This is a genomic window from Blastococcus sp. CT_GayMR20 (genome assembly GCF_004570345.1).
Genome location: NZ_SPQM01000002.1, coordinates 71,861 through 84,163, shown reverse-complemented (window position 1 = coordinate 84,163; position 12,303 = coordinate 71,861). Strand labels below are relative to the sequence as shown.

At 68.7% G+C, this 12,303-nt stretch carries 10 protein-coding genes and 1 pseudogene; 3 read left to right on the top strand and 8 right to left on the bottom strand.

Annotation, left to right across the window (positions count from 1 at the left end; genetic code table 11):
* Window positions 1-182: 182 nt before the first annotated feature.
* Window positions 183-559 (bottom strand): annotated as a pseudogene (locus E4P40_RS01005) (transposase); the annotation flags it as partial.
* 411 nt (window positions 560-970) lie between these two features.
* On the opposite strand from E4P40_RS01005, the gene E4P40_RS01000 reads away from it, so the two are divergent.
* Both E4P40_RS01000 and E4P40_RS00995 read left to right on the top strand, forming a co-directional pair.
* The gene (locus E4P40_RS01000) at window positions 971-1,948 is read left to right on the top strand and encodes an MBL fold metallo-hydrolase (RefSeq protein WP_135156751.1); all 978 of its coding nucleotides are present in this window, start codon (window positions 971-973) and stop codon (window positions 1,946-1,948) included.
* 10 nt (window positions 1,949-1,958) lie between these two features.
* A complete protein-coding gene (locus E4P40_RS00995; RefSeq protein ID WP_135156749.1) occupies window positions 1,959-3,080 on the top strand; it encodes an NAD(P)-dependent alcohol dehydrogenase in 1,122 nt (373 codons plus the stop codon).
* 37 nt (window positions 3,081-3,117) lie between these two features.
* On the opposite strand, the gene ygiD is transcribed toward E4P40_RS00995, so the two are convergent.
* From ygiD to E4P40_RS00950, 7 genes are all read right to left on the bottom strand, one after another.
* The gene (ygiD, locus tag E4P40_RS00990) at window positions 3,118-4,005 is read right to left on the bottom strand and encodes a 4,5-DOPA dioxygenase extradiol (RefSeq protein ID WP_209305153.1); all 888 of its coding nucleotides are present in this window, start codon (window positions 4,003-4,005) and stop codon (window positions 3,118-3,120) included.
* 210 nt (window positions 4,006-4,215) lie between these two features.
* Window positions 4,216-5,295 (bottom strand): GMC family oxidoreductase, encoded by a 1,080-nt coding sequence (locus tag E4P40_RS00985; protein WP_135156747.1) that lies wholly within the window; start codon window positions 5,293-5,295, stop codon window positions 4,216-4,218.
* Window positions 5,296-6,574: 1,279 nt separating this feature from the next.
* Window positions 6,575-7,051: a hypothetical protein gene (locus tag E4P40_RS00975; RefSeq protein ID WP_135156743.1), complete on the bottom strand. Its 477-nt coding sequence runs from the start codon at window positions 7,049-7,051 to the stop codon at window positions 6,575-6,577.
* A 175-nt stretch (window positions 7,052-7,226) separates the two neighbouring features.
* Window positions 7,227-7,475 carry a helix-turn-helix domain-containing protein gene (locus E4P40_RS00970; protein ID WP_135156741.1) on the bottom strand — a complete coding sequence of 83 codons (249 nt, stop codon included), beginning with the start codon at window positions 7,473-7,475 and terminating at the stop codon, window positions 7,227-7,229.
* A gap of 1,217 nt (window positions 7,476-8,692) precedes the next feature.
* The gene (locus E4P40_RS00960; protein WP_135156739.1) at window positions 8,693-9,325 is read right to left on the bottom strand and encodes a nucleotidyl transferase AbiEii/AbiGii toxin family protein; all 633 of its coding nucleotides are present in this window, start codon (window positions 9,323-9,325) and stop codon (window positions 8,693-8,695) included.
* Entirely contained in the window at window positions 9,322-9,675 is a 354-nt protein-coding gene (locus tag E4P40_RS00955) for a helix-turn-helix transcriptional regulator (protein WP_135156737.1), read from the bottom strand. Before E4P40_RS00955 ends, E4P40_RS00960 begins: the two co-directional genes overlap by 4 nt.
* A 358-nt stretch (window positions 9,676-10,033) precedes the next feature.
* The gene (locus E4P40_RS00950) at window positions 10,034-10,522 is read right to left on the bottom strand and encodes a hypothetical protein (protein WP_167762069.1); all 489 of its coding nucleotides are present in this window, start codon (window positions 10,520-10,522) and stop codon (window positions 10,034-10,036) included.
* 192 nt (window positions 10,523-10,714) lie between these two features.
* Here E4P40_RS00950 and E4P40_RS00945 point away from each other — a divergent pair, with 192 nt between their 5' ends.
* Window positions 10,715-12,169, top strand: a complete 1,455-nt coding sequence (locus E4P40_RS00945; protein ID WP_245160076.1) for an Nramp family divalent metal transporter — start codon at window positions 10,715-10,717, stop codon at window positions 12,167-12,169.
* Window positions 12,170-12,303: the final 134 nt, after the last annotated feature.

The following is a 12,303-nucleotide window of genomic DNA, read 5'->3' as shown; positions in this document are numbered from 1 at the left end:
CCAGGAATCGGGTGGCCTTCATGGACAGTCTGGACCGGGTCGGCGGAGTAGCCAGGGCACGGCGGCAATGAACCAGCTGCTTAGCTCTCGACGAGCTTGTCGGGGACCTTGCGGCTGTTGCGCGGTGCTCCTTGGCCCGTTCCCGGGGCGCGCTTGTCCTCGATATTGCGGATGGCCAGTCAGAGCGGTTTGATCAGCGCGTTGTCGCGGGAAGGTGCCCCCGGTTCTTGATGATCTTGCGGAGCTGGTAGTTCAGCGACTCGATCACGTTCGACGTGTAGATGATCTTGCGGACCTCGGGTGGGAACGCCAGGAACGGGATGAACCGCTCCCAGGCGCTCTGCCAGGTCGCCACCGTGGCCTTGTTCCGCTTGCCGATGTCGAACTCGGCGAACTCCAGCAGCGCGGTCTCCGCAGCCTCGGCCGTGGGCGCGGTGTCGATCGGCTTGAGCGCCGCGGCCATCTTCCTGCGGTCCTGACAGGCCACGAACCGCATCGAAGCTCGGATCAGGCGCACCACGCAGGTATGCACCGTGGTGCGTGGGAAGGTGGCCTCGATTCGGCCGAGAGGCACGCAGAAGGCACGGCATGAAGCAAGGAACGCTCCGACCAGCGGAAATGGCGCTCAGTAGCCCCAGCCTTCCAAGCTGGCCATGCCGGTTCGATCCCGGTCACCCGCTCCACATTCTGACCAGCCCGTATGTCCATCTGCGCAGCTCAGCGCGGCTTCGGCGCCGCTCCCGTGCCTTGAGGGTGCTGACCCCTGCTGACCCTTGACCACCGACTTTGGCCGGTGCTCAAGGCACGGATAACGATCCCCACGCAGCCCTGATGGCTCCGGGTGCGGTGGCCGGGGCTATCGGTCGCGAGCTCGACTCGCGGACCTGCGTGCTGGCTCGAATACTGACCAGACACTGATCCGGGGCGACCGGAGGTTCCGGCTCCCGAAGACCACCTACGGGAGTTCGCCATGGCCGACCAGTCATCTCCTCCGTCCACCGTAGGCGCGACCTACGTCGAGCCGTCGGCGGAGGAGGTGCTGCAGCCCGGGGTGAAGATCGGCGACCTGTACCGGCGGAACATGACCCAGCCCTACGTGCTGCAGCGGCTGACGGAGCGGTCGTACTGGGTGCAGTCGTTCAACTACGGCACCGTCTTCTACGTCGGCGATCAGGGCGTGTTGGTCATGGACACCCTGGAGGGTGTCTACGACAGCATCGTCCAGGGCATCGCCTCGGTCACCGACAAGCCGATCACCACGGTCGTCTACCCGCACTACCACGCCGACCACATCGGCGACATCGGCCAGTACGTCGGCGCCGCCGAGCAGCAGGGCCGGAGCCTGCGGATCATCGGCAGTGAGAAGACCGCCCGGGTGATGGACCTGAGCCACAGCTCGTTCCCTCCGCCGACCGAGGTTCTGGACTGGCCGCGTGGGCAGTTCGACTTCGAGGGGCTCACGGTGGAGGTGCACGGGTTCGAGTTCGCCGCGCACACCGACGACCATTCCGCCTGGCTGCTCGCCGACGAGCGGATCATCCACTCCTCGGACCTGATCAATCCCGACCAGCCGCCGTTCTGGAAGTTCGCCGGCAACGAGCGCTTCCACTGGCACGAGGACAACCTCCGGCAGATCTACGACCTGGGCTGGGATCATTTGTCCGGCAGCCACGGCAACGTGGGGACCCGCGAGAACATCGACTTCGAGTTCTCCTTCCTCGCCGACATGAAGGAGGCCATCGGCCAGGCGATGGCGGCGCACCCCTTCTCCGACTTCGCCGACCCGTCGGAAAGCGCACACACCGCCTTCCTGGCCAACTTCTTCGGGACGGTGTCCCGCGAGGCCACCGAGGCACTGCGGCCGAAGTACGGCCAGTTGTACGGCTTCGACTACGCCACTCCGCCCAACGCCGAGATGGTCGCCTGGGCCATGTTCGAGTACCGCTGAGCGGCACCCGATGACCGCCACGACCACTCGGGAGATCACCGCCGCCGTCGTCCGGGAGAAGGGACGGTTCGAACTCGCCCCCGCCCTGCTCGAACCGCCGCGCGACGACGAAGTGCTGGTGCGGATCGTCGCCACCGGCCTGTGCCACACCGACGTCGTGGTCCGCGACCAGGTCTACCCGGTGCCGCTGCCGGTGGTCCTCGGCCACGAGGGCGCCGGCGTGGTCGAAGCGGTGGGCGCAGCGGTGGAGAAGGTGGCGCCGGGCGACCACGTCGCCGTCAGCTTCCTGCCCTGCGGTCGCTGCCGACCGTGCCTGGATGGGTCGCCGGCCAGCTGCGCCAACTTCAACGACATCAACTTCGCCGGGCAGCGCCCCGACGGCTCGCACGCACTCCGGCTGGCCGACGGGAACGGCACGCTGCACGACCGGTTCTTCGGCCAGTCCTCGTTCGCCACCTACGCGATCACGAACGAGCGCAACACCGTCAAGGTCCGCGACGACGCGCCGCTGGAGCTGCTCGGACCGCTGGGCTGCGGCATCCAGACCGGCGCCGGCACGGTGCTGCGGGCGCTGCGGGTGGGCGTCGGCGACAGCTTCGCGGTGATGGGCGCCGGCGCGGTCGGCCTGAGCGCGGTGATGGCCGCCCGGGTCGCCGGCGCCACCACGATCATCGCCGTCGACCTGGTGCCCGAACGGCTCGACCTGGCCATCGAGCTGGGCGCGACACATGTGGTGAACGGAGGTGAGCAGGACGCCGTCGCCGAGATCAAGCGCATCACCGGCGGCGGCGTCGACTACGCCCTGGACACCACCGGCGTGCCCGCGCTCATCGGGCAGGCGGTGGAGGCGCTGCGCCAGCGGGGCAAGGCGGCGATCCTGGGTGCGTCGAAGCCGGACGCGATGATCCAGCTGCCGGCCAATGCGTTCATGCAGAGCTGCAAGGCGCTGATGGGGGTCGTGGAAGGCGACAGCGTTTCCGACGTATTCGTCCCGCAACTGCTCGACCTGTACATGCAGGGCCGGTTCCCGTTCGACCGGCTGGTCCGTTTCTACGACTTCGACCAGATCAACCAGGCGGCCGCCGACGCCGAGTCCGGCGCCGTGGTCAAGCCCATCATCCGGATCGGCTGACGGGGGCGACCGAGACGACGTCGCGGTGACCGCCCGGTCAGATGTTGGACTCGTCCGGCGGGGTAGCTGCCGGCGGTAGCGGGGCGCCTTCGTCGCCGGTGGCGGGCGAGCAGTCCATGCCGAGCGTGTACGCGGTCATCGACAAGGACCCGTAGGCGTAGCCGTCGATGAGCACGTTGGTGCCGTCGTGGCCGTCGGTTCCGGCAGCACCGGCCAGGCCGGCCAGGTACAGCGCCGGGATGAAGTGATCCGGAGTGGGGACGGCGTTGCGGTAGTCCGAGTGCGCATCCAGCGTGGCGAACTCGGTCGGGTCGGTGAGCATGCGCTGCTTGGCGTCCTCGTCGAACCGCTGCGCCCAGTCGAAGCCGTGGTCGGCCAGCTTCCAGTTCATCCCGCGCAGGTTGTGCACGACGTTGCCGCTGGCCACGATCAGCACCCCGCGCTCCCGCAGCGGGGCCAGCTTCCGGCCGAGCTCGAGGTGGTGGTCGAAGCCCTTGGCCGCGTTGATCGACAGTTGCACGACCGGGATCGACGCGTCGGGGAAGGCGTGCACCAGGACCGACCAGGTGCCGTGGTCGATGCCCCAGCTATCGGCGTCAGCTCCGACCCAGGTCGGGTGCACGACGTCGCTGACCTCGTCGGCCAACTCCGGCAGCCCGGGCGCCGGATACTGCACCTCGAACAACTCCTGGGGGAAGCCGTAGAAGTCGTGGATGGTCCGGGGTCGGGGCATCGCGGTCACCGCGGTCGCATTGATGTACCAGTGCGCGCTGACCACCAGGATAGCGCGCGGCCGGGGCACAGCCTTCCCGAACGCCTGCCACGCCGCGGTGTAGCGGTTGACCTCCAGAGCGTTCATCGGATTGCCATGCCCGAAGAACGCCGCCGGCATCAATCGCCTGTTTGGGGTCGCGGCCTGCGCCATGTCGCCTCCTGTAAAGATGGACGAGCGGCTCATATCTGCCAGGGCCGACTGCCGCCCGCACGTCGATTTCTCGGTGGATTCCGGTGACCGACGTTCACCGTGCGAGATATCCACCGTCGACCTGCAGCAGCGAGCCCATGTGCTACGAGCCGCTTCGGATCGACGCGCCTCCTTCCTCCTGACACTCCGGACGACCGGCTCAGGCTGTTCTCACCCCTCGAGGATCTTGTCCGCCGCGCGCCAGGCCATCGCGACCGTCGGGCCGGCGGTGTTTCCCGGCTGGAGCGGGAACACCGAGGCGTCGACCACGTCGTCGTCGGCCACGCCCATCCCCGCCGAGCCGGTCGCGTGGTAGACGTGCGGATTCATCCACGAGCTCGCGATGAGCTGCTCTGGCGTCGTGACGTCGGGCCCGGGTATCTCCTCCTCGCTGATGACGTCGGCGAGGGGTGACTGGGCGGCGGCCTTGCGCGCCCAGTCGATCAGCTTCGGCATCGCGGACCGGTCGTACTCCGTCTCGAGGTATCGCGCGTCGATGACCGGCGGCGCGTCGGCATCGACGTCGGTGATGTGCACCGAGCTCGCGGTGGTGGGGTGCGCCAGCTGCCCGTTGATCTGGAAGCCCGGGTGCTTCGCCGGCCCCAGCTTCTCCGCCGTCAGGTCGAACGAGAGCGGGTTGATGAACGAGATGAGATCGGCCGTGGGCGCCTCGGGCGACGACTTGTGGAACGCCACGAGCTCGTAGGCGCCGGTCGCGACGATGCCCGAGCGGGAGAGCAGGTACTTCGCCCCCTCGAACATCTGCCGCGAGAACGTGCCTATCCGCCTGTTGAAGCCCAGGTCCTTCGACAGCTTCGCCTGGTACCCGAGCATGCGCTGCTCGAGAATGCGCTCCCCGACCTGCGGGCTTTCTGCGAGGACGGGCACGCCGACCCGGCCCAGCACCTCGGGGTTGCCGACACCGGAACGTTCGAGGAGGAGCGGGCTCGCGATCCCGCCGGCCGAGAGGATGACCTCACGCCGAGCCTGCACGTCACGCAGCTTTCCCCGGTCGCGCAACCGGACGCCGCGGGCGCGCTTCCCGTCGAAGAGCACATAGCCGACGGGCGTCTTCGTCGCGACGGTCAGGTTCTTGCGGTTGCGCACGGGCTTCAGGAAGGCGGTGTCGGAGCTCTCCCGCAGGCCCTTGCGGATCATGTTCGGCACGAAGCCGACGCGCTCTTCGGCTCCGGGCTCGTTGACGTCCTCGACGTGCTTCAGGCCGGTGGCGACGGCGGCCTCGAGAAGCATCGCCGTGAGCTCCGTCGTGCCGGCGGTTGACGTGGATGTGCATCCGGCCCCCGGAGCCCCGGGTGGCGGTGGCGCCCAGCTCGTGGTCCTCGATCTCGCGGAAGACGCGCGACATGTGCGTCCAGCCCCAGCCGTCGTTGCCTCGCCGCTCCAGCTCGTCCCAGAACCAGGCGTCGCCGCGGTGATACTGCATCCCGTTGATGGACGTCGAGCCGCCGAGCAGCTTGCCGCGGATCCAGTGCTCGACCGTCTTGTTGGGGCCGGCCGGCAACGTCTGGTAGCTGTACGCGTACTTGCCTCCGCCGAGCAGGAAGTACAGGCCCTTGGGGATCCTGACCATCGGGTCGAGAACCGAACCGCCCGCCTCGACGAGGAGCACCTTGGTGGCGGGGTTCTCGCTCAGGCGGTTCGCCAGCACGCACCCCGCGGCGCCGGCTCCCACGATGATGTAGTCGTACTCGTCCTCCACGGCGGATCCCTCCAACGGGTCTCGGGAGCTCCGTCCTCCACGACGAATACGCCGGGCCATTCGGCCAGGGTCCTCGCTTCTCGGCGTCGCTACGGTCGATCTTGCACGCGATCGCCATCGGCGACCAGTGGAACGACGGACAAGCCGACGGCCGGGCCCAAGGACGCCTGATCCGCATGCGTGCGAGCGGCATCTGCGGGGCCGACGGGATGTACATCGGGTGGGGTGACGTGCCGCCCGTCGGCGCGACCGCCTCGGGCACGAACCCGCGGGTGAAATCATCGAAGTCGGAGCGGACCTCAAGGGATCTACTGTCGACGACCCCGTCGTCTTCAACACGATGGACGTTCACGGACGGGCTGCTCTGCAGCGGCGGCGCGCAGGGCGGCTGTCGTAGTACGGCTCGCGAGCTCACGAGCACCATGCCTCGCCGACCGTGGCAAATCCGCGCGGCGCGGGCCGGCTTCGTCGTCGCCGGGTGTGCCTGCGCCGTGGCCGTGGCCGTGGCCGTGGCGAGCATCGTGGCGCTGGGACGCGGCGCGGCCACGGCACGGAACGTGCTGGTGGCCGTGGCCCTGACCTTCCTGGAGGCACTCTGGAAGCCACTGCTGGCCTGGGTCCCGACGGAGCAGCTACCTGGCGCTCTCCTGGTTCTGCGGCACGGCAACGGCGGACGACGCCGCGCGTGCGTGGGCGGTGCCCGCGCAGCCGCCGGACTGGGCGAACGACCGGCGACGTGCACACGGGTGCTGAGGTGCTTGCCCTTTCAGGAGCGCGCTGCTGATCGGTGCGACGTAGACCGTTCCCGCCTCACTCGCGTGTAGGCCACGCCACCAGCGGCGGCACTTGCTCGCCGGGGTAAGGAACGCCGTCGTCATCGAAGCTGACGCGGCGGTGTTCGTGGCTTCCGGCGGCATGTGCGATCGCGGCGAGCACGAGGACGAGCGCCCGGCGGTCAAGGCCCCCGGCGAGGTCGCCGAGGTCGACGGGGCGACCGTCGGCGACGCTCGCGGCCGCGTGCAGCACCCGCAGTTCACCGCTGCTTCCCAGCAGGCGTCCGGCGCACAGCTCCGCATCCAGTTCGGGCCAGTCGATCCGCGCCCACATCCCCTCGGCCTCCTCCACGACAGTGATCAGCCCGGCGGCTTGCAGCTGCGGCAGCCAGTGGCCGAAGTTGATCAGAAGCAGGATCGCGGCCTCGTCGGCGTAGTCGCCGAATGCGGCGCGCAGCAGCGCGTTCTCGAGGTCGACCGGATCGAGATCTCCACCCCGTGGCTGGTAGATCACGGCATTCCTACCCCTCATCCACGATGGTGGCCGGGACGAACGGCGCTCCCAGGCCGGCTGCCAAAACGACCGGCCGCGCCCCGGTCGGACGAGCAAGTTCCACGCCTGACAGCGTCGCCCAGTTCAACACCGGGTAGGCACCGCCGCGGGGTGCCTGTGGAAGAAAGACGTGTGTTCACAACGCCGGCTTGTGTCCTGGCGCCCCGCTCGGTCGGTGCCGCAGCTCCGCCTGCTGCCGTTCGGCCACCCAGCGGTCCACGTCCTCGCGCCGATACAGGACGCGCCGGCCGAGGCGGAAGCCGTCCGGCCCGGTCCCGAGGTGCCGCCAGTAGCGCAGCGTGGCCGCCGGGGTGCGCAGCAGGGCCGCCGTCTCCTCCAGAGTCAGCAGCTCGGACGCCGCGGTGGGGGCGTTGTCAGCGGTCACGGCCGGTCAGCTCCAACGGTCGGCCTGGTCCGTGCTCGGCCGCTTGCGTGCCGACGACCGGGGCGGAACCGGTTCGGGCGTCTTCGGGCGGCGAACTTTGCGTTCACGCTCGGCGCGGAAGACGGGACAGTCGCCTCCGGACCGCACCGGATGCATCTCGCCGGCCTCGATGAGGGCGTCGATGGTGCTGCGCCCGACGGGCAGCAGCCCGGCGCCTCGGCCAGCAGCAGCCAGTCGCCGCCGCCCAGCAGGTCGTGCCGTCGATGTCGGTCATCGCCCATGTCACCCTCCTCGTTCGGCGTCCGCTTCCCACACCCCGCGCCCATCGAGGGACGTCCTGCCCTATACAGGCGCCGTTCTCCTCCGATTGGTGACAGTGCAGGCGCGATCTCCTGTTTTCCTCCAGTTCGGCCGCGCTGCAGCTCGTGCTCGACTGGACCGACTCCGCACGTGCACCCGTTTTGCATGGACTCGGTGGTCGACTCGTTGTCGGTCGACGACTGGGACGAGCAAGGCGAGACCGACGAGCGAAGGATCCGACTGTCCGCGTCCTGTCGCCGCGGTGCACGACTTCGGCGACGGTTGGACACGATGTCGAGGTGCTCGGACCGGTCGGCAAGGCCGTCGGCTGCGTCAGCGGCCATGGCGCCTGCCCACCGGAGGACTGCGGCCGCCCGGGCAACTACGCCGAGCTACTCACGGAACGGGAGCCGAAGCTGGTACGGGAGGAGCTACGGAACGGGTGTCCTGCCACCCATTCCCCCGGCCCGTCCGGCACAGAGCTCTGCTCAGGGGCCGGGAGCGACGGCGGGGGACGACCGGACCAAGACTGCTTTCGCAGCGGAGCGCCCGAAGGGCGGAAGGATCTTGGTCCGGTCGGGAGGAAACGGCGCGGGAGGTCCCTACGCTGAGCTGCCGGACGGGTCGGGGACGACAGGCACAGGCCCGCCGCAGGCGGACTTTGACGACGGCGCAGCCGGCGCCACGCGCAGCGTGGCCCAAAGGGTGCTCCTGTGCCCGCCCCGAGGACCGCGGTGCAACACCGTTGGCAACGGTCGAGGACCGCCAGTGGGCTGCCACGCCGCAGAAGCATCGGCCGGCGACGAGAGAAGGTCGCGGTCCGCCCTGCCCTGGAACGCGTCCCCGCCGGCAAACTGGAGGAAAACTGGAGGGCCTGCTGATAAGGGCTCAGCGGCCACGGACCTTCATCGCTCGGGTCAGGTCTGGTCGGGCCGGCGTTGGGCGGCACGCTGCCGTGCTGCGGTGATGCGCTCGGCACCGCTGAGCGGCGGGTTCGCCGGCGTGGTCTCCGACGGTGGCTGGGCGGCCCGAGGCCGGTGTGTTGCTCCGGCCAGCCGGTACAGCTCGGGCAATGCCTCTTGGTCCTTCCGGCGTGCCGCGGTCTCCTTGGAGCGGATGACGTCCTGGAGCGCTGCAACGAGCACCTCGACACCACCGATAATGCGGCGGCTAGCGCCAGGCGTCAGGTCGTCGTAGCCGCCCCTGAATGCGGCCGGGCGAATGGTCAGGTCGAGCTCGCCGTGGCGGGTCTGCAGATTCAGCACCCGCTGACCAGCCAGGGACTCGCCCGAGGTGCTGAACGGCAGCCCGTCCGGCTCGGCGTCGGTGCGAATGCGCGCATCAAGCTCGCGCAGTGCTGCGGCCAGCCGGTCCAGGTTCTCCGGAGTGGTAGCGGGGGTGATGTCGATGTCGCGGGTGGGCCGGGTGGCCCCATGGACGACCGCAGCGAAGCCACCTACCACGACGTACTCCACGCCGTGGCGCTCGAGACTGCTCAGGATGGGCGCGGCGTCGAACGGCTCTACGCTGGCTGCCTCGGGGCCGGTCACTGCTTTCCGGCGGCGGAAAAGGCATCGACCAGCGCCTCGTGACGTGCGTCGGTGGCCGCTTGCTGATCGGGGGGCATCGCGGCGTAGGTGGTGTCCAGGATGTCGTCGTGGTTGTCGTAGTCCTCCAGCCGAATGCGCATCTCCAGGTCGATCGCCGCGAGCAGCTTGCTGAGCGTGATCAGCGAGGGCTGCCGGGTGCCGGCCTCGATCCGTTCCACGGTGGAGCGGGGAACTCCGGCCAACTCCGCCAGTTGGGCCTGCGAGACGCTCTTCTTGGCGCGGGCGCTGCGCAGCAGATTGCCAGCCCACCTTTCGGTATCGCGTCGCGTCGTGAGCCCCATCGTCGCCATACGCTGAGAGTAGCCAACTGGCAGGTATGACGCCAGCTCTTCGACTGCAAGAGCTCCGGTAATGCGCACGAGCACCGGGGTGTGGACAAGCCTCCCATCACCCTCCCGGCATCGAGCCCCACACACCCACCGCGCCCACACCGCGCCCACACGACGCCCACAGAACGTCCGTATCGCACCGTCGGGAGTCAACGACGGTTAGCGTTGAAATCCCAGGTCAGCAGCCATTTTGTCGATATACGGGCAGGTCAGCGACACGCCCTGAGATATCTCATAATCCCTGGGTCGTGGGTTCGAGCCCCACCCGCCCCACACCGTGTGACCGCGCGAGCTGGGCTGAGCCTCGACCCGCGGATGATCATCTGTCGGTCCGGTCATCGTCACCGGCCACTGCCGCCTTGGTGTTCATGACCTCGCGCTCCAGTTCGGCGTCCACCAAGTTGTCCCCGCGGGCTCGATAGACAGCAGCGAAGCTCGTCGCATATGTGGCGAAGGTTCGGAGCTGAGCCCGCTCTCCTTTGGCGGCTACCAGTTCGGCGCAGAACTGATCATGGAGTGCGCGCATCGTGTTCATGTCGTTGCGTCGCTTCCGACGGTGGAGGAAGGGCTTGAACGTCGTCACCAGAGCACCCGCCACAGCCACGGAGCTGAGCAGGATCTGACCTGTCGTGGTCTCCGCCCGAACCAGACCGTTCGCCACGAGCAGCGGACCGAGTATGAGAACGAGGGTGCCGACGATGCCCAGGCCGCGATGGAAGAAGCGCCATCGCTTCATCCGGGCGATGTCCTTGCGCATTCGCTGACGCAAGGCATCGATCAGGGTTTCGCACGTCATCGGCTCCTGCATTGCGTCCCCCAGGAGCAAGCGCTGTCGAGTCAGCCGTCGCCATCGTGCACGGCAGGTCCACGCAACGGTGCGGATGCGGCGCCCGTTCGCCGGTTCGCAGAAGTCGCGACCCCGGAGCACAGTGGATCTTTCGCAGCCAAGAGCATCGCGGCTGGCTGCACGCCTGCCGGCGGCCGCGAGGAAGAGGATGCAGTGGCCAGCTCGCACGGTGCGGTGTCCGGACACGACCGGTCGACGGGTGTCGCAGCTGCGTTCCCCACCCGCTTCCTGCCCGCCCCGGAGGTCCGGGAGATGCCCCCGGAGCCGCAGCGGTTCTGGCGCCTGGTGGGTCCGGGCATCATCGCGGCCGGTGTCGGACTCGCGTCGGGTGAGTTCATCCTCTACCCGTACATCGCCTCGCAGGTCGGGCTGGTGTTCGTCTGGGCGGCGCTGGTCGGCCTGGTCACCCAGTTCTTCCTCAACATGGAGATCGAGCGGTACACGCTCGCGACCGGCGAAACCGCGCTGACCGGGTTCAGTCGGTACTGGCGGCACTGGGGTCTCGTCTTCGCGCTGCTCACCTACTTCGCGAACCTGTGGCCGGGGTGGGCCACCAGCTCGGCGACGCTGGTCACGTACCTCTTCGGCGGCGAACCGCGATGGATCGCCATCGGCATGCTGATGACCATCGGGCTGATCCTGACCCTCGCTCCCGTCGTCTACGTGGCGCTCGAGCGGGCGCAGATGCTGAAGGTCGCGGCGGTCCTCATCCTCTTCGTCGTCGCCGCCGTCGTGGCGATCGGGGCATCGGCGTGGAGCGACGTCCCCCAGGTCGTGACCCGGGCGACGATCCCAGCCGAGGAGCTCGGCTTCGCCCTGCTGCTGGGTGCCCTGGCCTTCGCCGGTGGCGGTGGTGGCCAGAACCTGGTCCAGGCGAACTGGATCCGCGACAAGGGCTTCGGGATGGGTTCCTACGTCCCGAGGCTGGTCAGCCCGATCACCGGGGAGCCGGAGGCGGTGCCGAGCACGGGGTACGTCTTCGAGCCGACCAAGGAGAATCTCCGGCGCTGGCGGGGCTGGTGGCGGTTCGCCAACATGGAGCAGCTCACGACCTTCGTGCTGATCACGTTCGTCACGATCCTGTTCACCTCGCTGCTCGCCTATTCCACCGTCTTCGGGCGCGACGACCTCGCCAGCGACATCAGCTTCATCGAGACCGAGGGCGAGGTGCTCGGCGAGCGGGTCGGGTCCTGGTTCCAGTACTTCTTCTGGGCGATCGGTGCCTTCGCCCTGTTCGCCGCGGCGCTGGGCATCGTGGACTACACCAGCCGGCTCGCTGCCGACGTCATCAAGACCTCGTACGCCCGGCAGGGGAACGAGAGCAAGATCTACGCCTCGCTCGTCTGGGGCCTGGTTGCCATCGGGATCGTCGTCCTGCTCGCCGGCTTCGCCCAGCCGATCGTGCTGCTGGTCATCTCGGCCGTCGTCGGCGGCTTCATGATGTTCCTGTACTCGGGGCTGCTGATCCTCATCAATCGCAAGATCCTGCCTGCGCCCATCCGGGTCCGCGGGGTGCGGCTGGGAGTGCTCATCTGGTCGATCCTGCTCTTCGGCACGCTGTCGGCGCTGACCTTCCGCGACCAGATCGGCACCCTCTTCGGCGAGTGACCGTGTCGGGGCTCGGCGCGCGGCATGCCAGTCGTCGAGGGTGGAGCTCGCAGGGGCAGCTGATGCGGGGGGTTCCCGGGGAGCTCCTCACCTCGGCCGGGTGACGCGGGCACGCCGGAGGGGCGCGACACTGG

Coding starts and splice junctions, on each gene's coding strand:
- E4P40_RS00950 (WP_167762069.1), bottom strand. CDS start 10,522: ATGCAGGAGCCGATGACGTGCGAAACCCTGATCGATGCCTTGCGTCAG.
- E4P40_RS00995 (WP_135156749.1), top strand. CDS start 1,959: ATGACCGCCACGACCACTCGGGAGATCACCGCCGCCGTCGTCCGGGAG.
- E4P40_RS00985 (WP_135156747.1), bottom strand. CDS start 5,295: ATGCTTCTCGAGGCCGCCGTCGCCACCGGCCTGAAGCACGTCGAGGAC.
- E4P40_RS00955 (WP_135156737.1), bottom strand. CDS start 9,675: ATGGCGACGATGGGGCTCACGACGCGACGCGATACCGAAAGGTGGGCT.
- ygiD (WP_209305153.1), bottom strand. CDS start 4,005: ATGGCGCAGGCCGCGACCCCAAACAGGCGATTGATGCCGGCGGCGTTC.
- E4P40_RS01000 (WP_135156751.1), top strand. CDS start 971: ATGGCCGACCAGTCATCTCCTCCGTCCACCGTAGGCGCGACCTACGTC.